This window comes from Shimia fortis, assembly GCF_040225985.1.
Taxonomy (GTDB): Bacteria; Pseudomonadota; Alphaproteobacteria; order Rhodobacterales; family Rhodobacteraceae; genus Shimia.
Map to the genome: position 1 here is coordinate 192782 of NZ_JBBPEU010000002.1, position 23697 is coordinate 216478.

Below are 23697 nucleotides of genomic sequence, written 5' to 3' on the forward strand. Positions count from 1 at the left end.
TGTCATGCCGTCATTTTGCCTGTGGGGCAAGGTGGTGTCGCCGCCTATGCGCCCTCGGGCACAAAGCGATAGGCGTCGCCCGCGCGTTCGACGTGGCCCATGCCCCCGCCCGGCAGGTGATAGCCGATCAGGCGGATCTTTTCCGAGGCCATCTGGTCCAGCAGCCCCTGCCGCGTGGCCGAGGCGGTTTCGCGGTCCTGATCCGACCCCGACAACAGTTGCGGCGCGGCAAAGGCCACATGGTGGTTGCCGATAGAGTCGCCGACGACCATCACGCTTTCGCTGCCCGAACGCAGTTCAAACCCCATGTGACCGGGCGTGTGGCCATAGGTGGCCCGTGCCGCCACGCCGGGCAGGATTTCCTCGCCATCCTTGAAGAAGGTGATGTTGTCCTCGATCGCCTCCATCCGGCGTTTGGCCCCGACCGCCATGGTCGTGCGCGCCGATTCAATGGTGTTCACGGTCTCGGGGTCCCACCAGTAATCCCATTCGGCCTGCCCCATCATATATTGCGCCTCGGGGAAAAGCGGCTCGTCGAAATCGTCCAGCACCCCCCAGAGGTGATCGGGATGGCAATGGGTAAAGACCACATGCGTGACGTCCTCGACCGCGACACCGGCCTCGTCCAGCGAGTCGATCAGAAGCCCTGCGCTTTCCTGGAAAGTGGTGCCCGAGCCCACATCGAACAGCACCGTGCGCTCGCCATCTTGCAACAGGGTCACGTTGCATTCCGGGGTCAGAGGGCCGCTGCCGACACCGTATTCGGCAAAGATCGGGGCCAGCTGATCCTTGGGCATGGGCGCAAAGATGAAATCCGCAGGCAGGGTCAGGTTGCCATCCGACAGGGTCGTGATCTTCATCGACCCCAATGTCGCCATGTCCGAGGCCAGCGCCATGCGCCCGCCCAGCCCCGCCATCGCGGTGGTGGCCGCAGCGCCCTGCAGCAGCTTTCTTCGTGTCAGTGTCATCCGCAAATCTCCCTCGATGTTGGCGAACATGCTGACATTCATATTTTTGAATTGCAAGGGCCGCGATTATCCTGCCGGACCAAAGCGCCCGGGTCAGTCCCGGTTCAGATGCACCGGCGCGCCGTGGGGTGTGGACAGGTAGGCGTGCTCCCACGCGGCGCGGATCGTCTCGGTCTGTTCGGGCGAGGTCAGGGCGCGGTCCTGAAGCAGGGTTTCCAGCGCGGCCAGCCACGCCATGAAATAATCATCGCCTCCATTCAACTCGCGCGCCAGCCCGTGCTGTTTCAAGGTCGCCCCGAACAACGCGGCCCAGTCCGGCCAGTCAAACAGCCCCTGTTCATTCAGATGAACCGTCAGCGCAAAAACCTGCGCGTGCCAGGGGGCGTCGAAAACGGGATCAGGTCGCATCATGCGGGCTCCAGATAGCTTTGCCAGAGGTCCAGCACCACTTCGTCCCGCGCCGAGGCCTCAGCCCCCCACAAGACCTGCGCCGGGATCGCCACCGCATAAAGCGGTTCGGGTTGTTCACCCAGACCGTGCGCATTGGCGTCAGGAAAGACATGGGCGCCGTGCAGGCGACGAATGGTGCCGATCCTTCCTGCAGCATAGGAAGGCAGGCGCGTATGGCCACCGGGCACCATGGCATTATGAGCGGGCAAACGGGTGCGCACGCGGTCTCCGGCGTGAAACAACGCGGCGGGGGCATCCTGGCGCAGATAAGGACTGCCCTTGGCAAGCGTCGCGGCGACCTTGTCGGCGGTCAGCCGGCGTTCGGCCAGATCAGACACCCCCTGTCCTCGACCGGCCCGCAATTCGTCCTCGGTCACGATGTCCCGCGCGACCAGCATATCGGCCAGCGCCGACATCCATTTTTCGTAATAGGTGAACCGGCTGTAATCCTTGGGCGACAGCGCCTCGCGGGCATGGCGCGACATGTCGATGTTCCATTGCCCCAGCGCCCCTGCGGCCAACGTCACGGCCAGCGCGCGAGCGTGCCAGTCGCGGGCAAAGACCGCATCATCCGCAGGGTTCACCGCCCCATCCCCATAGCGCCCGCCCATGTCATGCACGCGGGTCATGATGCGGAGTCCTGCGTGGGGGCCTGTACAATGCCGGTGCCCACCATGGAATCGCGCGTCACCAGTTTGGCCAGCGCCTCTTCATCCATACCGTCGGTGCCTGCAGGGCGCTGTGGCACCACGAGGTAACGGACCTCAGCCGTGGAATCCCAGACGCGCACAGAAGTGTCCTCGGGGATATCCAGGCCGAATTCTGCCAGAACCTTGCGCGGCTCGCGCACGACGCGGGCGCGATAGGCGTCGGATTTGTACCAGCCGGGCGGAATGCCCAGCAGCGGCCACGGGTAACAGCTGCACAAGGTGCAGACGACAACGTTATGCACGTCGTCCGTGTTCTCGACGATGACGATATGTTCGCCCTGCCGACCGTAGAACCCCAGTTCTTCCAACAGGGGCATCGGATCGGTCAGCATCGCCTCGCGGAAGGCCGGATCGCTCCACATCCTGGCCACCACCTTGGCGCCGTTCTGCGGGCCGATCTTGTTCTGGTAGGTGTCGATGATCTCGTCCAGCGCAGCGGGATCTACCAGCCCCTTGTCCGTCAGTATGGTTTCAAGCGCCTTGACCCGCAGCGCAGGCTCCGGCGGCAACAAGGCATGTGGATGGTCGTGGTCGTGATGATCATGTGGCATGGGCGGACTGTGGCAGAGAACCAAAGCCGCTGTCCAGTGCCGCTGAAAACCTATTCCTGCGCCGGGACCGGAAATGTGATAAACTCAGGCATCTGCCCGATCGACCGCCAAAAGGGGGCCTGCCATGATCAGAGGACTGTACCGCACTGACGAAAACTGGGTCATCGTGCTGTTCGAGAACGGGGAACTGCCTGTCTCGGAACAGCAATACCGTGATGCTGCCTATGACCCGCCACTCAAGGCCCTGCCGACCCAAAAGGAATATCTGGACACGTCACCAAAGGCCTGAGCGCGGTCCGCAATGGCAGATTCCCCTCATAAAAACAGGGCTGCCGCCGGCTTCTTGGATCAAAGCGGACACCGCGTGCCGAAAGCTGCTTGCCCCGCGCGGCAAAACTCCATAAACAGCGCGCTGAACCAACCGAACGCTTTGACAGGTCCTCATGGAAAACGTTGTCCTCATCATTCACCTTCTTCTCGCGCTGGCGCTGATCGCTGTCGTGTTGCTGCAACGCTCGGAAGGGGGCGGATTGGGTATGGGCGGCGGAGGCGGCGGTGCCGTCTCGGGTCGGGCTGCGGCCACGGCCCTGGGCAAGATCACGTGGATCCTGGCCATCGCGTTCATCTGCACCTCGATCGCCCTGACGATCCTGGCGGCACGCAAATCCTCGTCCAGCTCGGTGCTGGACCGCTTGGGCGAAGCCCCGGCCTCCGAGGTGGAAACCGACGCACCGGCCGGATCGGACCTGCTGCCGCCGTCGTCTGATGACACCGCGCCGCTGGTGCCGCGCGCCGACTAATCACCGGACAACCGGTTTTCCGGGGCGGTGCTGCTGCCCCGAAACACACCACAATTTGAGATCGCCCGGCAGGCCGCAACAGCATCTTGCGGTCCGGTTGCAATGTTGGTGCGAATCCTGTTAAACTTAAGTCCCGTGATGCTGCGGCAGATTCTGTCTGTTCGGGCGCCAGAAAATGACTGAATTCACGGGGGTCGCCAAACACATGGCACGGTATATTTTCATTACAGGTGGGGTTGTGTCGTCGCTGGGCAAAGGTCTTGCGTCTGCGGCCCTTGGTGCGCTTTTGCAGGCACGCGGCTATACGGTACGTCTGCGCAAGCTGGACCCCTATCTCAACGTCGATCCCGGTACCATGTCGCCGTTTGAACATGGCGAGGTATTCGTGACCGACGATGGCGCGGAAACCGACCTTGACCTTGGCCATTACGAACGGTTCACCGGGGTCCCCGCCCGCATGACCGACTCGGTCTCGTCCGGTCGCATCTATTCCAACGTTCTGGAAAAAGAGCGTCGCGGCGATTACCTTGGCAAAACCATTCAGGTGGTTCCCCACGTCACCAACGAGATCAAGGATTTCATCAATATCGGCGATGACGAAGTTGATTTCATGCTCTGTGAAATTGGCGGCACCGTCGGCGATATCGAGGGCCTGCCCTTTTTTGAAGCCATCCGCCAGTTCAGCCACGACAAGCCGCGCGGCCAGTGTATCTTCATGCACCTGACCCTGCTGCCTTGGTTGGCCGCGTCGGGGGAACTCAAGACCAAGCCGACCCAGCACTCGGTCAAGGAATTGCAATCCATCGGCATCGCGCCGGATATCCTTGTCTGCCGCTCGGAACAACCGATCCCCGAGAAGGAACGCGAAAAGATCGCGCTGTTCTGTAACGTGCGCAAGGAACATGTGGTCGCCGCTTATGACCTCAAGTCGATCTACGAGGCGCCGCTGGCCTATCACATCCAGGGTCTTGACCAGGCCGTGCTCGATGCCTTTGACATCGCTCCCGCCCCGAAGCCCGACCTTTCGGTCTGGGAGGACGTGAACGACCGGCTGCACAACACCGACGGCGAGGTCAACATCGCCATCGTCGGCAAATACACGCAGCTGGAAGATGCCTACAAGTCGATCAAAGAGGCGCTGGTGCATGGCGGCATGCACAACCGCGTCAAGGTCAACGTGAACTGGGTCGATGCCGAGGTGTTCGACAAGGGTGATGCCGCACCGCATCTGGAAGGCTATGACGCGATCCTCGTGCCCGGCGGGTTCGGAGAACGCGGCACCGAGGGCAAGATCAAGGCGGCCCAGTTCGCCCGCGAACGGGGCGTGCCCTATCTCGGGATCTGTCTGGGCATGCAGATGGCCGTGATCGAGGCCGCGCGCAACGTGGCCGGGATCAAGACCGCAGGCTCCGAAGAATTCGACCACGAGGCCGGCGCAAAACGGTTCGAGCCGGTGGTCTATCACCTCAAGGAATGGGTGCAGGGCAACGCCAAGGTCCAGCGCAAACACGACGACGACAAGGGCGGCACCATGCGTCTGGGCGCCTATGACGCCGTACTCAGTGACGGATCAAAGGTGGCCGAGGTCTATGGCGCCACCGCGATCGAGGAACGCCACCGCCACCGCTACGAGGTGGACACCACCTATCGCGACCAGCTTGAAAAATGCGGCCTGACCTTCTCGGGCATGTCCCCCGACGGACGCCTGCCCGAGATCGTAGAGTGGAAAGACCACCCGTGGTTCATCGGCGTGCAGTTCCACCCGGAACTGAAATCGAAACCCTTTGATCCGCATCCGCTGTTCAAGGATTTCGTCCGCGCAGCCGTCGAGAACTCGCGTCTGGTGTGATCCTAAGCCCTGATTTTGAAAACTGCGCAGGCTGCGGTATCCTCGGGACATGCGCAGCCTGTTTGCTTTTGGTCTGATCCTGTTACTGGCCCCCGCCGCGGTGGCTTGCCAACGGCCCGTGTGTGCCGTGCCCCCCGAAGATCTGGACCTTGCGCGCGTTATCACCTTTGACGACATGCCAAGCTCGTTCGGGATTGGCCGCCAGATCGAGGGCATTCTTGAACAAGAGGGCGTGCGTTTTGGCGAACGGTTCCTCGGGCAGGTGTTCGTCAACATGGACGGGTTTGACGATGTATCCGGTCCCGCCCGCGCCCCCCTGACCCTGCTGGCGGGAGCCCCGAACGAGACGCTGGGCATCCTGCGCCTGATGCGCACTTCGGTTCTGCAGGGGCACGGCCCCACGCAATACCCGCGCGCCGATGCGGTGGGCGAAGGCGCGATTGCCGTGGCTTTCGACCATGAACAGGGCGCCGTGGCGCTGGATATCCGGGGCGGTGAAATGGGCTTTGCCACGCTGACTTTTCTGGCCCGCGACGGCACCCCGCTGGACAGCCACAGGATCGGCCCCTTGGGCGAGGCCAGCTATGGGTTCCTGCGCGCCGGCGGTCAGCGCGACATCGCAGGGCTGGTGATCACCAACCGTGACCCCGAAGGCATCGCGCTCGACAATCTCAGGTTTGACCGCATCGCGGTGCTGGGCCTGTTGCAATAGACCGGGGCACTGTTAGCCTGATCTCATGCGACTGATGTTCTGTCTTCTGGTCTTGCTGGCCCCGCCCCTGCGCGCCGAGATCGTTGCGGTGCCCTATCTGGGCTTGCGTGACACCCTGGGTCACAGGATCAGTTTCGAGACCCTGCCACAGCGCGCCGAACCGGGGTTCAACCTTGACCATCCCTTGCGCACAACGGGGGCATGGATCGGGGAACGGTTCGCGGGCCAGTCCATCGTGGCGCGCCCCGGCCCGAACGGCGCGCCCCATGATGCGCTGGGGCAGGAAAACGGCCACCGCCCCCTGACCGTGCGGCCCGGCGCCCCACGCCGGAATCTGTCGGTCGCCTATCACAGGGGTTTCGGATCGAACGCGGTGCTGCCGCTGGGGCAGGACGGATTCGACCGGCTGTCGGGTCGTGGCGAAGGGTCTTTGGCCGTGGTTTTCGACAGTGACCAGCGCGCGGTCGGGTTCCGCGTGCACACAGACTACGCCGCCCCCCTTGGCCAGAGTGCCCCGCGCGGCGAGATCCGCCTGTATTTCATGACCCGTATGGGGCATGTTCTGGACGTCCAAACCCTGTATCCCGGTCAGGGTATCACCGAGTACGGGTTTGAAGTGGCAGATCAATCCAGGCGCATCGCGGGGCTTCTCATCACGAATACCGACCCGGGGGGGATTGCCATTGACGATATCCTCTTCCAGATTGATCTCATGCTGTTTTAACGGGAGGGAGCAGGCCATGCCAAAAGGGTACTGGATCGGAAGCGTCGAGGTCGACGACCTTGAGACCTACAAGAAATATATCGAGGCCAACGCCGCGCCCCTTGCCGAGTACGGCGCGAAATTCCTGATCCGGGGCGGGCAGTTCATCAACCCCGAGGGCACCGCGCGGTCGCGCAACGTCGTGATCGAGTTTCCAAGCTACGAGGCCGCGGTCGCCTGTTATGAAAGCGACGCTTATCAGGCGGCCAAGGCCATCCGCGAAGCCGTCAGCGTCAACAACATGGTCATCATCGAAGGATATGACGGCTGATGTTCGAATCCCTCATCAACCGCCTGCGCGGCAAGACTCCCGGCCCTGCCAAACTGCCTGAACCGGACGAACGGTTGGCGCTCGGGGCACTTCTGGTGCGGGTGGCCAAATCCGACGCCCATTATGACGCCGGAGAGATCGGCGAGATCGACCGCATCCTGTCTGAAACCTATGGGCTGAAGCCGATTGAGGCTGCCAAGATGCGGGCCACCTGCGAAAAGCTCGAGGCACAAGCGCCGGGCACACCGGATTTCGCGCTGTTGATCCGACAGACCGTGGACTATCCGCACCGTCTTGAAATGTTGCAGGCTTTGGGCCGTGTGATCGACGCCGACGGCGCCCATGCCGAGGCGGAATCCACCGTTCTCAAGGAAATTGAAACCATGCTGGGGATCGACAAGGCCGACTGGCTCGACGTCTGACAGCATCAAGGAGACGGGCATGCGGCTTGCGCTTCAGGCCAGTTGCCCTAGATCGCACACGCATGATCGGAAACTTTTTTAAACGACTGCACGAAGCTCCCAAGGACAGCCTGCAAGGCGAAGACGCGCGGCTGGCGCTTTGTGCCCTCCTGGTGCGGATCGCGCGGGCCGACGACCACTACGACGCTGCCGAGGCCACGCAGATCGACAAGGTATTGATGGGGCGCTATGGCCTGTCCCCGTTCGAAGCCACGGCGCTGCGGCGCGAGGGCGAAGAGATTGAAGCCTCGGCCCCCGACACCGTGCGCTTTACCCGCGCCATCAAGGACGCGGTGCCGCATGAGGATCGGATTGGCGTGATCGAGGCGCTGTGGGAAGTGGTGCTGGCAGACGGCACGCGCGACGCGGAAGAGGATTCCATCGTGCGACTTGCTTCGAACCTTTTGGGCATCAACGACCGCGACAGCGCGTTGGCACGGCAACGGGTCGCGACGCACCCATGATTGCGATGCTCGGCATGTATGACCGCCCGGAAACGGCAGCGGCGAACGACCGGCTCTGGACTGCGATTCGGGGGCATCTGGGCTATGGCCCGCCCCACCTGACCCGTGATCGCGACTTCTGGGAGATCTGGCAGGCCCCCAACCTTCTGTTTGCCCAAACCTGCGGTATGCCCTACCGCACCCGCCTGAAATCACAGGTGCAACTGATCGGTACGCCCGATTATGGCCTGCCCGACTGTCCGGCAGGGCATTATTTCAGCGTCTTTGTCGCCCATGTCGATGTGCCCCAACCCGCCCTGTCCGAGCTTTGTAAGACCGGCACCTTTGCCTATAACGAACCGCTGTCGCAATCAGGCTGGGCCGCGCCCATTACCCATCTGGCTCAAATCGGGCTGGCACCGCTCAAGCGGCTCCAGACCGGGGCGCATTACCTGTCGGCCCGCGCTGTGGCGGAAAAACAGGCGGATTTCGCGGCGCTGGACGCGCTGACATGGGAGTTGATCCGGCGCTATGACGGCTTTGCCAAGACGCTTCAGGTGGTCGCGCGCACCGCGCCGACGCCGACCCTGCCCTACATCACAGGTCCCACGCAGAACCTGGCCGAGATCCGCGAGGCCCTCGGCCGCGCCATCGAAGGTCTGTCGGCCAGCGACCGCGCCACGCTGGGTTTGCAACGACTGGTGCAGATTCCGGCCAGCGCCTATCTTGCGGTGCCCACCCCGCCCCCGCCGCAATAAGTGTTGCGTTCCCTTGCGTCAGCCCTGCTGCTTCGCGCACCATTTGATCATTTGAACCGACAAAACGGCACAATTCCCGCCCATACTGCCGTTTTGCAAGTTGCATTCACTCATTTTTTCGGCCCTATTAGACCCCTGATAACGCCAACAATAACGTGACTGCTGCCCTTGTCCGACACAACACCCGTTCTCGAAATCCGCAACCTCCACAAGGCTTATGGCGCGCTTGAGGTCATCAAAGGTGTCGACATCACCGCTCATCGTGGCGACGTGGTGTCGCTGATCGGATCGTCGGGGTCTGGCAAGTCCACGATCCTGCGCTGCGCCAACCTTCTGGAAGACAGTCAGCAGGGCGAGATCCTGTTCAAGGGCGAACCCGTGCATTGGAAGGGCGAAGGCCACAACCGTCGTCCGGGCGATCCCAAACAGGTGATGCGCATCCGCACGAACCTGTCGATGGTGTTCCAGCAGTTCAATCTGTGGTCCCATATGACGATCCTGCAAAACGTGATGGAAGCGCCCCTCACCGTTCTGGGCCGCGACCGCCACGAGGTCGAGGAGTCAGCCCGCAAATATCTCGACAAGGTGGGGATCGGCGATAAGTGCGACGTTTATCCGGCGCAGCTTTCAGGTGGCCAGCAGCAACGCGCCGCCATCGCGCGTGCGCTGTGCATGGAGCCCGAGGCACTGTTGTTCGACGAACCGACCTCGGCGCTTGACCCCGAGCTGGAACAGGAAGTCGTGCGCGTCATCAAGGCACTCGCCGAAGAGGGCCGTACCATGCTGATCGTGACCCATGACATGAAAATGGCACATGACGTGTCGGATCATGTCGTGTTCCTGCATCAGGGCAAAATCGAAGAAGAAGGTGATCCGGCGACATTGTTCGGCGCACCCAAAACCGAACGTTTGCGGGGCTTTCTGTCCGCCACCGCAGCGCATTAAATCCAACCAAACGGGAGTGACTCCATGAAAAAACTGATCCTTGGCACCGCCATCGCCGCGCTGACCGCGGGCCTTGCTCTGGCCGATGACCACGGCAAAACCGTGCGCATGGGCACCGAAGGCGCCTACCCTCCGTACAACTTCATCAATGACGCTGGTGAAATCGACGGTTTCGAGCGTGAACTGGGCGACGAGCTGTGCAAACGCGCGCGTCTGACCTGCGAGTGGGTCACCAACGAATGGGACTCGATCATCCCGAACCTGGTGTCGGGCAACTATGACACCATCATCGCGGGCATGTCGATCACCAAGGAACGTGACGAAGTCATCGACTTTACCCAGAACTACACCCAGCCCGATCCGTCGGGTTACATCGCGCTGGAAGGCTCGGACCCCGATCTCAAAGGCGGTGTGATCGCGGCCCAGACCGGCACCATCCAGGCTGCGTTCATCGCGGCATCGGGCGCCACCCTGGTTGAGTTCGCAACCCCCGACGAAACCATCGCGGCCGTCCGCAGTGGCGAAGCTGACGCGGTTCTGGCCGATGACGCCTACCTGCGCCCGATCGCCGAGGAAAACGACGACCTGATGATGCTCAAGAAAACCGAGCTTCTCGGCGGCGGCGTTGGCATGGGCCTGCGTGAAAGCGACGATGAACTGCGCGGCAAGTTCGACGCGGCAATTGCCTCGATGAAGGCAGACGGCACGCTCAACAAGCTGATCATGAAATGGGAAATCGGCCCGGGCTTCTAAGCCGCACGGCCTGATATACGCGGGGCCGGCCCCATGCCGGCCCCGCATTTTTGCACATGTTTTCATACTGTTCCGATCCATCGACACTTGAAGGGCTGACATGGCTCTCGTGCTACCTGACCACGGGCAAGCACATGATGTTCTATGTCTCTTTCGGCACCGTCCTGTTGTTGCTTGCCATCACCGCGCCGACCGCGCTTTTGTTCGGGTTTGGCGGGGCCATGGCCGCGCGGGCGCGGTTCGCGCCGGTGGCGTGGTTCGGCAAAGGGTATATCGCCATCGTGCGCGGTGTGCCCGATATCGCTTTTTTCCTGTTCTTTGTGATTGCGCTGGACCAGGGCATCGAATGGCTGCGCCATCAGGCGCTGTGTCCGGAATGGACCGATCCGATCCGGCAGGGCAACGATTTCCTTGTCTGTCCCGATGCCAAGATGCCGCTGTCGACCGCGGCGCAATGGGTGCACGAAGTCTATGGCTTCAGTCTTGCGGTCATCACCTTTTCGATCGTGTTCGGCGCGTTTGCCGCCAATGTGCTGTTCGGGGCAATGCGCGCCGTGCCCTACGCCCAGATGGAAACCGCCGAAGCCTATGGCATGACCCACCGGCAGGCGTTCTGGCGCATCATGGTGCCGCAGATGTGGGTCTATGCCCTGCCCGGCCTGTCGAACCTGTGGATGGTGCTGATCAAGGCCACGCCGCTGCTGTTTCTGCTCGGGGTCGAGGACATCGTTTACTGGGCGCGCGAACTGGGCGGATCGAAAACCGCGCGCTTCACGGCCTATCCCCATGGCGACTGGCGGATGTGGTACTTCTTTGCGCTGCTCGTGTTCTACCTTGCCTTCACCAAGGTCTCTGAAGTGGTTCTGGACCGGTTGATGAAACGCCTGACCCACGGACAGGCCACCGCCGCCGGTGAAGCCCAGCGGAGGGCGAACGCATGAGCTGTTGGGACACCATTGCGGATTACGGCCTGCGCTCTATCGGGATTGGTGCGCGCCTTTTGCCGAAAGAGGATTTCACGCTCTGCCAGCAGTTCACGCTGATCGGGTCAGGGATGTTGTGGAACATTTATTTCGGCACGCTGGCATTGATCTCGGGCTTTTTCCTTGCCACGGCGCTGGCCGTGGGCAAGGCCGCGAAGAACCCGTTTTTCCGCAAACCGGCGGAATGGTTCATCTTCCTGTTCCGCGGCTCGCCGTTGTTCATTCAGTTTTTCTTTGCCTACTTCCTGTTCCTGTCACTGAAACAGGTTGCGCCCGTCTTTTCGCCCTTCACGGCGGCATGGCTGGGCGCGCTGGTGGTGCTGTTTTTCAACACCGCTGCCTATTCCGGTGAAATCTTCTATGGCGCGCTTCAGTCCATTCCCAAGGGCGATATCGAGGCTGCCGACGCCTATGGCATGACCGGCTGGAGCCGCTTTCGCCGGATCGTCTTTCCGACCATGATGCGCCTTGCCTGGCCAGCCTATACGAATGAGGCGATTTTCCTGTTCCATGCCACGACGCTGGTGTTCTTTTCAGGCTTCCCGGCATGGAAGCAAAAGGGCGACGCGCTCTATTATGCCAGCTATTTTGCGGACAAGACGTTCAACCCGTTCATCCCCTACCCGATCCTTGCTGGGTATTTCATCGTACTGACGCTGATTATCGTGGGGATTTTCGGGTTGGTGAACAAACGACTGAACAGGCATCTGCCCGCCGAACGTCGCACCAAGGTTCGGTTCCGCCCCAACATCATCCGTTGAGGCGGGACCGGGTGTCTTACATCTTCGAGATGCGCTTCATGGCCGTGGCTTCGGGCTGAATGCGGAATTGCAGCTTGCCCGAGTTGGTGGCAGCGTCGAGATAGCACTCGACGAACACTGTCTGCCCAGCAGCAACCGTGATCTCGCCCGACGTATCATTGGCATCGGGCACCGAAAATTCATGCGTACCCGGCGTCACCGAAACCGGTTGCACCGCGCCCTGCTGCATGTGTGCGACGATCTTACCATTCGCATCCGCGATGTCGAAGCGCGCGTTGATGCCGGCCCCGGCACCACCTCGGTAGAACACAATCAGCCCCATTCCCGAAGCGGGCGCGGGCACCGAAGCTGCAAAGGCCGCTGCAGGCAGCACTGCCGCGGTGGCGGCGCTGCCGAGGAATACTCGTCTGGTCAGTTTGGTCATTTATACGGTCCTCTCTCAAAACTACCGTTGCAACGACGGTGCGTCGCGCCATCGGCACAGGCAAGTCAAAAAAACGTGTGCAAAACGTCATCCTTGAAGTCCGGCAGGACGGCTCACATGCCCGATTCTGGGCTTCGGGAAATTTTTTGATCAAATTTTGATGACATCCCCCTGCCTCCTGCGCTAGAAAGATTTCAGACCATCGCAGGCGCGCGCTGAGCCACCCAAGACTGCCCGCCTGCATAACACCTGGAGCCGAAGATGAAACTGTCGCAATTCCCGACCCTGCGTGTCGCAGCCGCCGACCTGAATGGACAAATGCGCGGCAAACGCGTGCCCGCGTCCTATTCCGGCAAGCTGGGCAAAGGGGCGGTGCGGATGCCTCTTTCGGTTCTGAACGTTGACATATGGGGCGCGGATATCGAGAACTCTCCGCTGGTGTTTGAAACGGGCGATGCTGACGGCATCCTGTTTCCGACCGATCGCGGCCCCGTGCCGATGCCGTGGCTGGAAACACCCTCTGCGCTGGTCCCAATGAGCATGTCGCACGAAGACGGCGCGCCTTTCCTTGGCGACCCGCGTCAGGCGCTGGCCAATGTGCTGGAACGCTATGCCGCGCGCGGCTGGTCGGTGATGGCCGCGACCGAGATGGAATTCTCACTGGTTGATGACAGCAGCAAGCATCTGCGCCCGCCCCGCGACCCGCGCTCGAAACGCCGGTTGTTCGGCCCCGACATCCTGTCGCTGGATGAGCTGGACGCCTTTGACGATTTCTTTACCGAGCTGCACAAAGGCTGTGTCGCGATGGGGCTGCCTACGCAGACCATCATCAACGAAGCGGGGCTTGGCCAGTTCGAAGTCACCCTGCGCCACCAATCCGCGCTGAGGGCAGCGGATGATGCGGTTTTGTTCAAGATGCTGGCGCGCGGAATCGCCCGCCGCCACGGCATGGCCGCCACATTCATGGCGAAACCCTATCTCGAAGACGCAGGCAACGGGATGCATGTGCATTTCTCGGTGCTCGACCGGGGCGGCAACAACGTGTTCGACAATGGCGGCCCCGAGGGCACCGAGATCCTGATGCAGGCGGTGGCCGGATGCGTGCAGGCGATGCCTGCCTCAACCCTGATCTTCGCCCCGCACGGGCCCAGTTATGACCGGCTTGTGCCCGGTGCCCACGCGCCGACTGGGGCCTGCTGGGCCTACGAGAACCGCACCGCGGCGATCCGGATTCCGGGCGGTCCGCCCGTCGCACGCCGGATCGAACACCGCGTCGCCGGGGGGGACAACAATCCCTATCTCGTGCTGGCCTGTGTCCTTGGCGCGGCGATCGAGGGGATCGAAGAACAGCTTGCCCCCCCTGCCCCGATTGACGGCAACGCCTATGATCTTGACCTGCCGCAGCTTGCCCCGGACTGGGGCGCGGCGATCGACCTGTTCGAAAGCGATCCGTTCATTGCCCGCTGCCTGCCCGCCGAACTGATCCGCAACCTTGTCATGACCAAGCGGCAGGAACAGGCCAAGCTGGCCGACCTTGCCCGAGAAGATCACTGGAAGCTTTACCTCGAAAGAGTCTGAGCCCTTCCGCGTGACGACCGGCCCGACAGGGCCACACGCGGAAGGTCGCTTGAACCCGCTGCCGCAAAACGGCCCCCTTGCCGGGCCGGAAAAGCTGCGCTAGGCTTAATTTGATCAAAAAATCGGTGACACATGAAAATCGGTATTCTTCAAACCGGACATGCCCCTGACGAGCTGCAACCGCTTCTCGGGGACTACGCGGACATGTTCAAGGATCTCTTGCACGGGCAAGGGTTCGACTACGTCGTCTATAACGTGGTGGACAATGAATTCCCCCAAGACGTCGATGACGCAGAGGGCTGGCTTATCACGGGCTCGAAACACGGCGCCTACGAGGATCATGACTGGATTCCTCCGCTCGAAGACCTGATCCGCGCCATTGCGGACTCGGGGCGGCCCCTGATCGGCGTCTGCTTCGGCCACCAGATCATCGCGCAGGCCCTGGGCGGCAAGGTCGAGAAATTCAGCGGCGGCTGGGCCGTCGGCCGTCAGGTCTATGATTTCGGCGGGGTCGAGATGGCCTTTAACGCGTGGCACCAGGATCAGGTGGTCGAACGCCCCGAGGGCGCAGTCGTGCTGGCCTCGAACGATTTTTGCGAAAACGCGGTGCTGCTTTATGGCGACCGGGTGCTGACGATCCAGCCCCACCCCGAATTCGACGCGCCCATGATTGACGGGCTGATAAACACACGTGGCAAGGGCGTGGTGCCGGACGACCTGTTGCAGGCCGCCACCAAAACCCTGACCGAAGATACGGCCAACGAAACTTTTGCAGATCAGATGGCGGATTTCTTCCGTCGGGAGCGTGCATAATGGGAAACCCGAACACCCAGGCCGAATGGCTGAACAACACGCCGGAGGCCGCGCAGGAATATATCGACGGCAAACGGTTGGACGAAGTGGAATGTATCATCGGCGACCTGCCGGGCATCGCCCGGGGCAAGGCCGTGCCCGCCAAGAAATTCGCGCGACAAAGCTATTTCCACCTGCCGGACTCGATCTTCTATCAGACCATCACCGGCGGCTGGGGCGAAGCGGCGGGCGATGACGGGTTCATCGAAAAGGACATGGTGCTGAAACCCGACTGGGCCACCGCCACCGCCGCGCCCTGGACGGGCGACTGGACGCTTCAGGTGATCCACGACGCCTATGACACCGACGGCGCGCCGATCCCCTATAGCCCGCGCAACGTGTTGAAACGTGTGGTCGACCTTTATCGCGCCAAGGGGTGGGAACCTGTCGTAGCCCCCGAGATGGAATTCTATCTGGTGGCGCGCAATATCGACCCGGCCAAGGCGATCGAGCCGATGATGGGTCGCTCGGGCCGCCCCGCCGCCGCACGTCAGGCCTATTCCATGACCGCCGTGGACGAATTTGGCCCGGTGATCGACGACATCTATGACTTTGCCGAGGCGCAGGGGTTCGAGATCGACGGCATCACGCAGGAAGGCGGCGCCGGGCAACTTGAGATCAACCTGCTGCATGGCGATCCGGTCACGCTGGCCGACCAGGTGTTCTATTTCAAACGCCTGATCCGCGAGGCCGCCATGCGCCACGATTGCTATGCCACCTTCATGGCAAAACCGATCGGGGATGAGCCGGGCAGCGCGATGCATATCCACCACTCGATCCTTGATATCGAAACCGGCGAGAACATTTTCTCGGGTCCGCAGGGCGGAGATACGGACGCGTTCTTCCACTTTATCGCCGGGCTGCAGAACCACCTGCCCTCGGCCATCGCGGTGCTGGCGCCCTATGTGAACAGCTATCGCCGGTATGTGCGCGACCATGCAGCTCCGATCAATCTGGAATGGGCGCGCGACAACCGTACTACGGGTATTCGCATCCCGATTTCCTCGCCCAAGGCCCGGCGCGTCGAAAACCGGCTGGCGGGCATGGATTGCAACCCCTATCTCGGCATCGCGGCCTCTCTGGCCTGCGGGTATCTGGGGCTCTTGGAAAAAGAACGCCCCGATGCGCAGTTCAAGGGCGATGCCTATGAAGGTGACGAAGACATTCCCCGCATCCTGGGCGGCGCGCTCGACCTGTTTGACGAGGCCGAGAAACTGCACGAGGTGCTGGGGCCGGAGTTTGCGCGGGTCTATTCCATCGTGAAACGCACGGAATACGAGGAATTCCTTGGCGTGATCAGCCCCTGGGAACGCGAACACCTTCTGCTGAACGTGTGACCGGACTGTCCTGCAGGAATTCGGGCGCGGGGCCGCGCCCGAAGCCTCCGGCGGGAGTATTTTTGGCAAGATGAAGACAGGGGGATCAGGATGGATCTTCTCTATGCGAATGACCGCAAGGGGCAGTATCCCGACAGTTGGTATGCGGCCACAGCCGAGCCGCTGGCGCCCTTCCCTGCCCTGAAGGGCGAGGTCAGGGCGGATGTCTGCGTCATCGGAGCGGGGTATACCGGGCTTTCGACCGCGCTGCACCTGGCCGAGCGCGGTTATGACGTGGTGCTGCTTGAGGCGCATCGCGTCGGTTTCGGCGCGTCGGGACGCAATGGCGGGCAGTTGGGATCGGGCCAGCGGATGGAACAAGACGGGCTGGAAAAGCTGGTCGGCAAGGAGGATGCCCACAAGCTGTGGCTCTTGGCCGAAGAGGCCAAGCAGGTCACCAAAGGGCTGATCGAAAAACACGAGATCCCCTGCCATTTGAAGCCTGGCATCGCGCATGCCTGTTTCACCGAGCGCGAAGTGCGCGAAGAGCATGCCTATGCGGACTACCTGCGGTCCGAATACGGCTATTCCCATCTTGAAAAGCTGGACTGCGACCAGTTTCACGCGATCTGCCCGTCGGAGAAATATGTCGGCGGATCGCTGGATATGAGTGCCGCGCATCTGCACCCTCTGGCCTATGCGCTGGGGTTGGCACGGGCGGCTGCGGCGGCAGGTGTGCGGATTTACGAGAACACCCATGTGCATAACATGAAGAAAGGCGCCCGCCCCGTGGTGCAGACCGATCGTGGCCGGGTCGTGGCGGACCACGTGGTCCTGGCCTGCAACGGCTATCTGGGCGGGTTGGATCGCAAGGTCGCTGCGCGGGTGATGCCGATCAACAATTTCATCGCCGCCACCCGTCCCCTGAGCGATGAGGAACTGCACGGGGTATTGCGTCGGGACGTGGCGATTGCCGACACCAAGTTCGTGATAAACTATTTCCGGCTCAGCCATGACAAGCGGCTGCTGTTCGGCGGCGGCGAAAGCTATGGCTACAAGTTCCCCAAGGACATTGACGCCACCGTGCGCAAACCCATGGCCGAGATTTATCCGCAGCTGAAGGACATCGAGTTTGAGTATACTTGGGGCGGCACGCTGGGCATCACCATGAAACGGATGCCTTTCTTTGCGCGCCTTGCCCCGAACATCATCAGCGCCTCGGGTTATTCCGGCCACGGCGTTGGCACTGCGACCCATGCCGGGCAATTGGTAGCCATGGCCATTGCGGGGCAAAGCGAAGGTTTCGACACGATGGCGCGCGTCCCGACACCGTCTTTCCCGGGGGGCAGCGCATTGCGCTCTCCGCTTTTGGTGCTGGCGATGACATGGTTCGCCATGCGGGACCGTCTGGGCTTCTGAGCCCCGCTGAAACCCTGACTGACCCAGACCCGCCGCCCCGTCGCGCGCGGGTCTTTTTTCATGGAATATTCACATCACAGGGGCGCGAAGGGGTGGAAAGCTATACGACATTGATTTATATATCCTGCAGTATGGATTAAGAAAAGTGAAAACTATGACCTTGCCGCCGAATGTCTATGATGCCGAGCCGATCCCCGAAAGCGCCCGCGCCGAGGTGGACCGCCTGCTGAACTCGGGTGATCTGTTCCGTTACACCGCCCCCGAAGATGCGCCGGTGTCGCTTCTTGAATCCGAATTCGCCGAGATGATGGGCACGAAATACGCGCTGGCCGTGTCGTCCTGTTCAGCGGCGCTGTTCCTGTCGCTCAAGGCGCTGGGTCTGCCCCGCGATGCACGCGTTCTGATCCCCGGCTTCACCTTTGCCGCGGTGCCGTCCTCGGTCGTGCATGCCGATTGCGTGCCGGTCCTGTGTGAGGTGGGCGAAAACTATCGCATCGACATCTCCGATTTCGAGGCCAAGCTCGACAGCGTGCAGGCCGTGATCATCAGCCACATGCGCGGCCATACAAGCGACATGGATGCGATCATGGCCCTGTGCGACGCGCGCAATATCCCCGTGGTCGAAGACGCCGCGCACAGCCTTGGCACAACATGGCATGGCAAGAAGATCGGGACGATTGGCCGTGTGGGCTGTTTCTCGTTCCAGTCTTACAAGCTGGTCAATGCGGGCGAAGGCGGCATCCTGATCACCGATGACGCCGACCTTGTGGCGCGCGCCGTCATCATGTCGGGTGCCTACGAGCATAACTGGCAGAAACACAAAGCGCCCGCCGGCGACAATACCGGCGATCTGGCGGCCGCCTTTGCCCGCTGGCAGAACAAGTTGCCGCTCTATAACCTGCGTCTCAACAACTTGTCGGCGGCGATCATCCGCCCGCAACTGGCCGAGGTACCGCGCCGTGTACGCGATGGCCGGGCCAACCATGACTATGTCGCCGGATTGCTGAACCGGTCGCCCTGGCTGCACGTGCCCGAGAAACTGGGCCCGGAAGACCGTGCGCCGGACTCGATCCAGTTCAACCTGGACGGCATGGACAATGACCAGATCCTGGCCTTTCAGGCGGCGGCAAATGCGCGTGGCGTGAAGGTTCAGGTCTTCGGCCAATCCACCGACAACGCGCGGGCCTTTTGGAACTGGCAATTCATCGAGGATCTGCCGGAACTGCCCCGCACCCGTGAGATGCTGATGGCGGCGTGTGACGTGCGTCTGCCGGCGCGGTTGAAACAGGACGAGCTGGACGTGATCGCCGACGCCCTGACCGGAGCCGCCGAAGATGTCATGGGGCCGCTGCGCGCCTACGGGACGTAAGGGACGCCCCCTAAAAACCGACAGCCCGAAAAACCAAAGCCCCGGATCAGGTCCGGGGCTTTTTTCATTTCATCTTGTTCAGCTTGCTTTGCAATTCGGCGAGTTGTTTCTTGATATCATCAAGGTCTTCGCTCTCTTCGTCCGAGTCATCCGAGGATTGGGGCGAAGTCGATCCTGCGGTCCAGGGATTCATGCCGCCGGTCATGGCTTTCATGAACGCCTCTTGCTGGGCCTGCATCGCCTCGAGCCCGGGCATCTTCATGCCGCCGCCCATGCTTTCCATCATCTTTTCCTGCCCCTCGCGGAACATCTCGAACGAGGCTTGCAGAAATTGCGGCACGACACTGCCGGCCTGGGTAGTATAACTGCGCACAAGATCGTTCAAAACATTCACCGGCAGCATGTTTTCGCCACGGCTTTCGTGTTCGGCAATGATCTGAAGCAGGTATTGACGGGTCAGGTCGTCGCCGGTCTTGAGATCAACGATCTGCACCTCGCGCCCATCGCGAATGAAACCCGCAATATCGTCGAGTGTCACGTAATCGCTTGTTTCGGTGTTATAGAGCCGGCGGCTGGCATACCGCTTGATCAGGAGCGGCTTTTTTTCTTCACCCACGGGTATCTCCCTCATTCCTTATGCGCGCTGCAGAAAACCTTATGCGACTGCAGCAGAAAAGGAAACAAAAAGAAAGGGCGAGCCAGAGGCTCGCCCACGCGATTGGCACCTGATAGGGAGGAGATGGGTGCCAGGTAGTTTCGCGTTCTTACTTAGCAGTTGCTTTCTTGGCAGCTGCAGTCACCTCTTCGGTGGCTTTTTTGACTGCGGCTTGAGCTTCTTCCGAAGCGTCTTTGCCTGCGGCCATCATCAGTTCGACGGTTTCCATCTGAACTTTCTTGGCAACTTCTGCGAAGGCCGCCATGTTCTCGGCAGCAACTTCAGCCTGTGCCGAAGCGAAGTCGGTCATGGCTTTGGCATAGTCGGCCGGCTCGGCTTTGGCTTTCGACATCTCTGCCAGTTTGGCCAGGGTGTCTTTGGTCCACTTGGACGAGATCTCCGACGATTTCTCGGCGGCGTCCAGAGCAACACCAGCCAGTTTCTCGTTCAGAGTGGCGGTGTTTTTGAATGCGTCTTCCATTGCCGAAGTGTCAACGGGGAATGCGCCCATCATGTCTTTCAGCATAGCGGTCATGTCTTGGTTCTTAGTCATTTTGTAGTTCCCTTTAGCGATGTTTGCGGGGTGTCCCGCTGTCTGCGTCTGGGAATAATATGCTTTCTGCAGTGCAGCATTTCAAGATATTTTTTGCTGCACTGCAGAATATTTTCAATTAACAAGCATTATCAACGGGTTGCCTTTGCCAAAACATAGGTACCCGGAGCATCGCACAGGGCTGGATGCTCCGAATCACCGGGTTCGCGGGCCGCGACCTGCTTGCCCGAGCGTGTGGAAAGCCACTTGTCCCAGACCGGCCACCACGATCCTTCACTATAGGTCGCGTTCTCCATCCAGGTTTCGCTGTCGGTGCTAAGGTCCTTGTTGGTGTAATGGCCGTACTTCTTCTTGGACGGCGGATTTACGATGCCCGCGATATGGCCGGACTCGGACACGACAAAGGTCTTGTTCTTGCTCGAGGTCTGCTGGAAGCCGCGATAACAGTCTTTCCAGCGGGCGATATGGTCGGTCTCACAGGTGACCGACATCAGCGGGATATCGACATCGGAAATATGCAGCGTCTCGCCGCAGAACTCGACCCCGTCGGTCACGAACTTGTTCTCCTGACACAGGCGGCGCAGGTATTCGTGCGCCATCTTGCCCGGCAGGCCCGAACCATCCCCGTTCCAATACAGAAGGTCAAAGGCCGGGGGTGCCTCGCCCATCATATAGCTCTTGATCGCGGGACCATAGATCAGGTCGTTCGACCGCAGGAAGCTGAAGGTGCGCTGCATGATAAAGGACCGCAGGATCCCCTCTTCCCCGATTTCCTCGTCGATGCCGTCGATAAAATCGTTCTGCAGGAAGGGGGTGAATTCGCCCTGATCGGCAAAATCGGTCAGGCAGGTAAAGAAGGTCGCGGATTTGACCGACTTGTCCTTGCGCTTTTTCATCAGCGACAGCGTCAGGTGCAGCGTTGTGCCGGCAATACAATACCCCACAGCGTTGACCTGTTTCTGCTTGGTCAGCTTCTTGGTCTCTTCAATCGCCTTGAGGAACCCGTCTTCGATATAGTCGGCCATGCCGATATCCGAATAGGACCGGTCCGGATTGATCCAGCTGACGATGAACACGGTGTAGCCCTGTTCGACCGCCCACTTGATCATGCTGTTCTGTTCCTTGAGATCCAGAATATAGTACTTGTTGATCCAGGGCGGGAAAATGACCAGCGGCGTTTCATAGACGGTTTCGGTCGTCGGCGAATATTGCAGCAGTTCGAACATGTGGTTGCGGAACACCACTTTGCCCGGTGTCGTTGCGATATTGCGCCCGATCTCGAAGGCGTTTTCATCGGCCAGCGTGACCATCAGTTCGCCGTTGTTGGCTTCAAGATCCGCGATCAGGTTCTCGAGCCCCTTGATCAGCGACTTGCCATCGGTCTCGACCGCCTTTTCCAGAGCGTCCGGATTGGTGCTGAGAAAGTTGGTCGGCGACATCATGTCGATGATCTGTTGCGAGAAATATTCGATCCGGTGTTTTTCAAGCGGCTCGAGCCCTTCCAGCCCGTCGACCGCATCCTCGATCGCCTTGGCGTTGAGCAGGTATTGCTGCTTGATGAAATTGAAATAAGGGTTGGACTGCCACATCGGGTTCGAGAACCGGCGATCCTTGGGCGTGGGGTCTTCGGGCGCTTCCAGCTTGCCCTGCGCAATAAGATGTTGCGCGTCGACGAAATGCTTTACCGATTTTGCCCAGAAATCCAGCTGCTGTTCCAGAACCTTTCCGGGATTATTCATCATCTCGGTCCAATAGGCGGTCGCGGCGTTGGTGAATACTTCGTGATTCGGGGCATTCAGGTCTTTGCGCAGGGGTTTGCGGCGCGCCATCACCTCGATCAAACGCTGAGAAAGACGCTCAACCTGCGCTAAATTCTCGTTTAGCCGCTCTAAATTTTCGCCTGCGGCATTCTCGTTTGTTGTCATATTCAATATTCCACCGTATCCTCGCTGCCACGCAGCATGAAATTTTGCCCGTTCGGACCTGGGCAGGATAACCCCGGTATGCCCGGGCAGTAAAGGAGACGCCGATGCGGTACATGGCCACGTACGACCTCATGGAGACCATGCGGAACACGAACCAATGGTTGGGTGCCTCGGCCCTTGCCATGGCATCCTACCCTGTTTTTGCGATGGCGCCGAACCCGATGCTGCAATGGGTGCGCGCCTGGGGCGAAGTCACCGAGCGCACCTTCCAGCGCATTGTCGTCAAGCCCGACTGGGGCATTCGCACCTTCACCTGCGAAGACGGCAAGGACCATCTTGTCAATATCGAGACCGTGGTCGAACGCCCGTTTGGCGATCTGATCCACTTTAACGTCGCGGGCCGCGAAACCCAGAAACGCAAGGTTTTGCTGGTTGCTCCGATGTCCGGCCACTATGCCACCCTGCTGCGCTCTACCGTCAAAAGCCTGATCGTGAATTGTGAAGTCTACATCACGGATTGGCATAACGCGCGTGACATTCCCGTCTCCGAGGGCAAATTCGACATTGAAGATTACACCCTGTACCTTGTCGACTTCCTGAAAGAGCTTGGCCCCGACACGCACGTGATCGCCGTGTGCCAACCTGCCCCGCTGACGCTGGCCGCCACCGCCTATCTGGCCGAGGAAGATCCAGCCGCCCAGCCCCGTTCGCTGACCCTGATCGGTGGTCCGATCAACCCCGATGCAAACGCCACCGACGTGACCGATTTCGGCAACCGCGTCACCATGGGCCAGCTTGAGGAAATGATGATCCAGCGCGTCGGCTTCAAATATCCCGGCGTGGGCCGCATGGTCTATCCGGGCCTTTTGCAGCTGACCTCGTTCATGTCTATGAATGCGGACCGCCACTCCAAAGCGTTTTCGGACCAGATCATGCGCGTTGTCCGTGGCGAAGCGTCGGATCACGATGCCCATAACCGGTTCTACGATGAATACCTGGCCGTGATGGACATGCCGGCAGAGTTCTACCTGTCCACGGTCGAGCGTATCTTCAAGAACTGTGAAATCGCCAAGAACGAATTTGTGGTCAATGGCCGCAAGGTCGACATGGGCAAGATCACCACCGTGGCGGTCAAGACCGTCGAAGGCGACAAAGACGACATCACCGCCCCCGGTCAGTGTATCTATGCGCTGGAGCTGTGCACCGGCCTGCCCGACGAAAAGAAAGCCAGCCATGTCGAACCCGGCGCAGGTCACTATGGTATCTTCGCGGGTAAAAGCTGGCGCAACAACATCCGCCCCCTGGTTCTGGACTTCATCGACACGGCAAACGCCGAGGCTGCCAAGAAACCGGCCAAAGCCGCCAAACCGGCGCCTGCGAACAAGAATACTGCGGCTTAAGCTGCATCCGCATATTTTCAGGAAAACG

Annotated in this window: 27 protein-coding genes; 19 read left to right on the forward strand and 8 right to left on the reverse strand. The window is 60.7% G+C overall.

The features are described from left to right. Nucleotides 1–44: 44 nt before the first annotated feature. The 4 genes from WNE31_RS04150 to nthA form a co-directional block, all read right to left on the reverse strand. Nucleotides 45–968 carry an MBL fold metallo-hydrolase gene (locus WNE31_RS04150; protein ID WP_349978441.1) on the reverse strand — a complete coding sequence of 308 codons (924 nt, stop codon included), beginning with the start codon at nt 966–968 and terminating at the stop codon, nt 45–47. Nucleotides 969–1061: 93 nt separating this feature from the next. After that, nucleotides 1062–1379, reverse strand: coding sequence for a nitrile hydratase accessory protein (locus WNE31_RS04155; RefSeq protein WP_349978442.1), 318 nt, complete (start codon nt 1377–1379; stop codon nt 1062–1064). Continuing rightward, on the reverse strand, nt 1376–2047 hold the full coding sequence (nthB, locus tag WNE31_RS04160; RefSeq protein WP_349978443.1) for a nitrile hydratase subunit beta: 672 nt from the start codon (nt 2045–2047) through the stop codon (nt 1376–1378). Before nthB ends, WNE31_RS04155 begins: the two co-directional genes overlap by 4 nt. Then, on the reverse strand, nt 2044–2679 hold the full coding sequence (nthA, locus tag WNE31_RS04165) for a nitrile hydratase subunit alpha (RefSeq protein WP_349978444.1): 636 nt from the start codon (nt 2677–2679) through the stop codon (nt 2044–2046). The genes nthB and nthA overlap by 4 nt, the downstream gene beginning before the upstream one ends. 124 nt (nt 2680–2803) lie before the next feature. On the opposite strand from nthA, the gene WNE31_RS04170 reads away from it, so the two are divergent. The 13 genes from WNE31_RS04170 (at nt 2804) to WNE31_RS04230 (ending at nt 12178) form a co-directional block, all read left to right on the forward strand. Further along, complete coding sequence (locus WNE31_RS04170; protein ID WP_349978445.1) at nt 2804–2968, forward strand: hypothetical protein; 165 nt, start codon at nt 2804–2806, stop codon at nt 2966–2968. A gap of 154 nt (nt 2969–3122) precedes the next feature. Continuing rightward, nucleotides 3123–3479 (forward strand): preprotein translocase subunit SecG, encoded by a 357-nt coding sequence (gene secG, locus WNE31_RS04175; RefSeq protein WP_349978446.1) that lies wholly within the window; start codon nt 3123–3125, stop codon nt 3477–3479. A gap of 205 nt (nt 3480–3684) precedes the next feature. Next, nucleotides 3685–5328 carry a CTP synthase gene (locus tag WNE31_RS04180; RefSeq protein ID WP_349978902.1) on the forward strand — a complete coding sequence of 548 codons (1644 nt, stop codon included), beginning with the start codon at nt 3685–3687 and terminating at the stop codon, nt 5326–5328. A gap of 49 nt (nt 5329–5377) precedes the next feature. Beyond that, a complete protein-coding gene (locus WNE31_RS04185; RefSeq protein ID WP_349978447.1) occupies nt 5378–6040 on the forward strand; it encodes a hypothetical protein in 663 nt (220 codons plus the stop codon). A 25-nt stretch (nt 6041–6065) separates the two neighbouring features. Next, entirely contained in the window at nt 6066–6764 is a 699-nt protein-coding gene (locus WNE31_RS04190; protein WP_349978448.1) for a hypothetical protein, read from the forward strand. A gap of 16 nt (nt 6765–6780) precedes the next feature. Beyond that, complete coding sequence (locus tag WNE31_RS04195; protein WP_349978449.1) at nt 6781–7074, forward strand: DUF1330 domain-containing protein; 294 nt, start codon at nt 6781–6783, stop codon at nt 7072–7074. Next, nucleotides 7074–7496 (forward strand): tellurite resistance TerB family protein, encoded by a 423-nt coding sequence (locus WNE31_RS04200; RefSeq protein WP_349978450.1) that lies wholly within the window; start codon nt 7074–7076, stop codon nt 7494–7496. The genes WNE31_RS04195 and WNE31_RS04200 overlap by 1 nt, the downstream gene beginning before the upstream one ends. Nucleotides 7497–7558: 62 nt before the next feature. Further along, entirely contained in the window at nt 7559–7999 is a 441-nt protein-coding gene (locus WNE31_RS04205; RefSeq protein ID WP_349978451.1) for a tellurite resistance TerB family protein, read from the forward strand. Continuing rightward, nucleotides 7996–8736 (forward strand): phosphate/phosphite/phosphonate ABC transporter substrate-binding protein, encoded by a 741-nt coding sequence (locus WNE31_RS04210; RefSeq protein WP_349978452.1) that lies wholly within the window; start codon nt 7996–7998, stop codon nt 8734–8736. Before WNE31_RS04205 ends, WNE31_RS04210 begins: the two co-directional genes overlap by 4 nt. 168 nt (nt 8737–8904) lie before the next feature. After that, nucleotides 8905–9681 carry an ABC transporter ATP-binding protein gene (locus WNE31_RS04215; RefSeq protein WP_349978453.1) on the forward strand — a complete coding sequence of 259 codons (777 nt, stop codon included), beginning with the start codon at nt 8905–8907 and terminating at the stop codon, nt 9679–9681. A gap of 24 nt (nt 9682–9705) precedes the next feature. Then, entirely contained in the window at nt 9706–10434 is a 729-nt protein-coding gene (locus tag WNE31_RS04220; RefSeq protein WP_349978454.1) for a transporter substrate-binding domain-containing protein, read from the forward strand. A 56-nt stretch (nt 10435–10490) separates the two neighbouring features. Next, nucleotides 10491–11375: an ABC transporter permease gene (locus tag WNE31_RS04225; protein ID WP_349978455.1), complete on the forward strand. Its 885-nt coding sequence runs from the start codon at nt 10491–10493 to the stop codon at nt 11373–11375. Continuing rightward, nucleotides 11372–12178 (forward strand): ABC transporter permease, encoded by an 807-nt coding sequence (locus WNE31_RS04230; protein ID WP_349978456.1) that lies wholly within the window; start codon nt 11372–11374, stop codon nt 12176–12178. Before WNE31_RS04225 ends, WNE31_RS04230 begins: the two co-directional genes overlap by 4 nt. 16 nt (nt 12179–12194) lie before the next feature. Here the strand turns inward: WNE31_RS04230 and WNE31_RS04235 are convergent, their stop codons facing one another. Further along, nucleotides 12195–12602: a hypothetical protein gene (locus WNE31_RS04235; protein WP_349978457.1), complete on the reverse strand. Its 408-nt coding sequence runs from the start codon at nt 12600–12602 to the stop codon at nt 12195–12197. Between the two features lie 261 nt (nt 12603–12863). On the opposite strand from WNE31_RS04235, the gene WNE31_RS04240 reads away from it, so the two are divergent. The 5 genes from WNE31_RS04240 (at nt 12864) to WNE31_RS04260 (ending at nt 19136) form a co-directional block, all read left to right on the forward strand. Continuing rightward, nucleotides 12864–14180: a glutamine synthetase family protein gene (locus WNE31_RS04240; RefSeq protein ID WP_349978458.1), complete on the forward strand. Its 1317-nt coding sequence runs from the start codon at nt 12864–12866 to the stop codon at nt 14178–14180. 132 nt (nt 14181–14312) lie between these two features. Beyond that, nucleotides 14313–14993: a type 1 glutamine amidotransferase gene (locus tag WNE31_RS04245; protein WP_349978459.1), complete on the forward strand. Its 681-nt coding sequence runs from the start codon at nt 14313–14315 to the stop codon at nt 14991–14993. Beyond that, nucleotides 14993–16369: a glutamine synthetase family protein gene (locus tag WNE31_RS04250; RefSeq protein ID WP_349978460.1), complete on the forward strand. Its 1377-nt coding sequence runs from the start codon at nt 14993–14995 to the stop codon at nt 16367–16369. Before WNE31_RS04245 ends, WNE31_RS04250 begins: the two co-directional genes overlap by 1 nt. A gap of 90 nt (nt 16370–16459) precedes the next feature. Continuing rightward, nucleotides 16460–17767: an NAD(P)/FAD-dependent oxidoreductase gene (locus WNE31_RS04255; protein WP_349978461.1), complete on the forward strand. Its 1308-nt coding sequence runs from the start codon at nt 16460–16462 to the stop codon at nt 17765–17767. Nucleotides 17768–17921: 154 nt separating this feature from the next. Further along, the gene (locus WNE31_RS04260; protein WP_349978462.1) at nt 17922–19136 is read left to right on the forward strand and encodes a DegT/DnrJ/EryC1/StrS family aminotransferase; all 1215 of its coding nucleotides are present in this window, start codon (nt 17922–17924) and stop codon (nt 19134–19136) included. Nucleotides 19137–19200: 64 nt separating this feature from the next. On the opposite strand, the gene phaR is transcribed toward WNE31_RS04260, so the two are convergent. From phaR to phaC, 3 genes are all read right to left on the reverse strand, one after another. After that, entirely contained in the window at nt 19201–19752 is a 552-nt protein-coding gene (gene phaR / locus WNE31_RS04265; RefSeq protein ID WP_349978463.1) for a polyhydroxyalkanoate synthesis repressor PhaR, read from the reverse strand. Nucleotides 19753–19900: 148 nt separating this feature from the next. Beyond that, nucleotides 19901–20344, reverse strand: a complete 444-nt coding sequence (locus WNE31_RS04270; protein ID WP_349978464.1) for a phasin family protein — start codon at nt 20342–20344, stop codon at nt 19901–19903. Between the two features lie 131 nt (nt 20345–20475). Continuing rightward, nucleotides 20476–22269, reverse strand: a complete 1794-nt coding sequence (gene phaC, locus WNE31_RS04275) for a class I poly(R)-hydroxyalkanoic acid synthase (RefSeq protein ID WP_349978465.1) — start codon at nt 22267–22269, stop codon at nt 20476–20478. A gap of 104 nt (nt 22270–22373) precedes the next feature. Between phaC and phaZ the strand changes: the two genes are divergently transcribed. Next, a complete protein-coding gene (phaZ, locus tag WNE31_RS04280) occupies nt 22374–23669 on the forward strand; it encodes a polyhydroxyalkanoate depolymerase (RefSeq protein ID WP_349978466.1) in 1296 nt (431 codons plus the stop codon). The last annotated feature ends 28 nt before the right edge of the window (nt 23670–23697 follow it).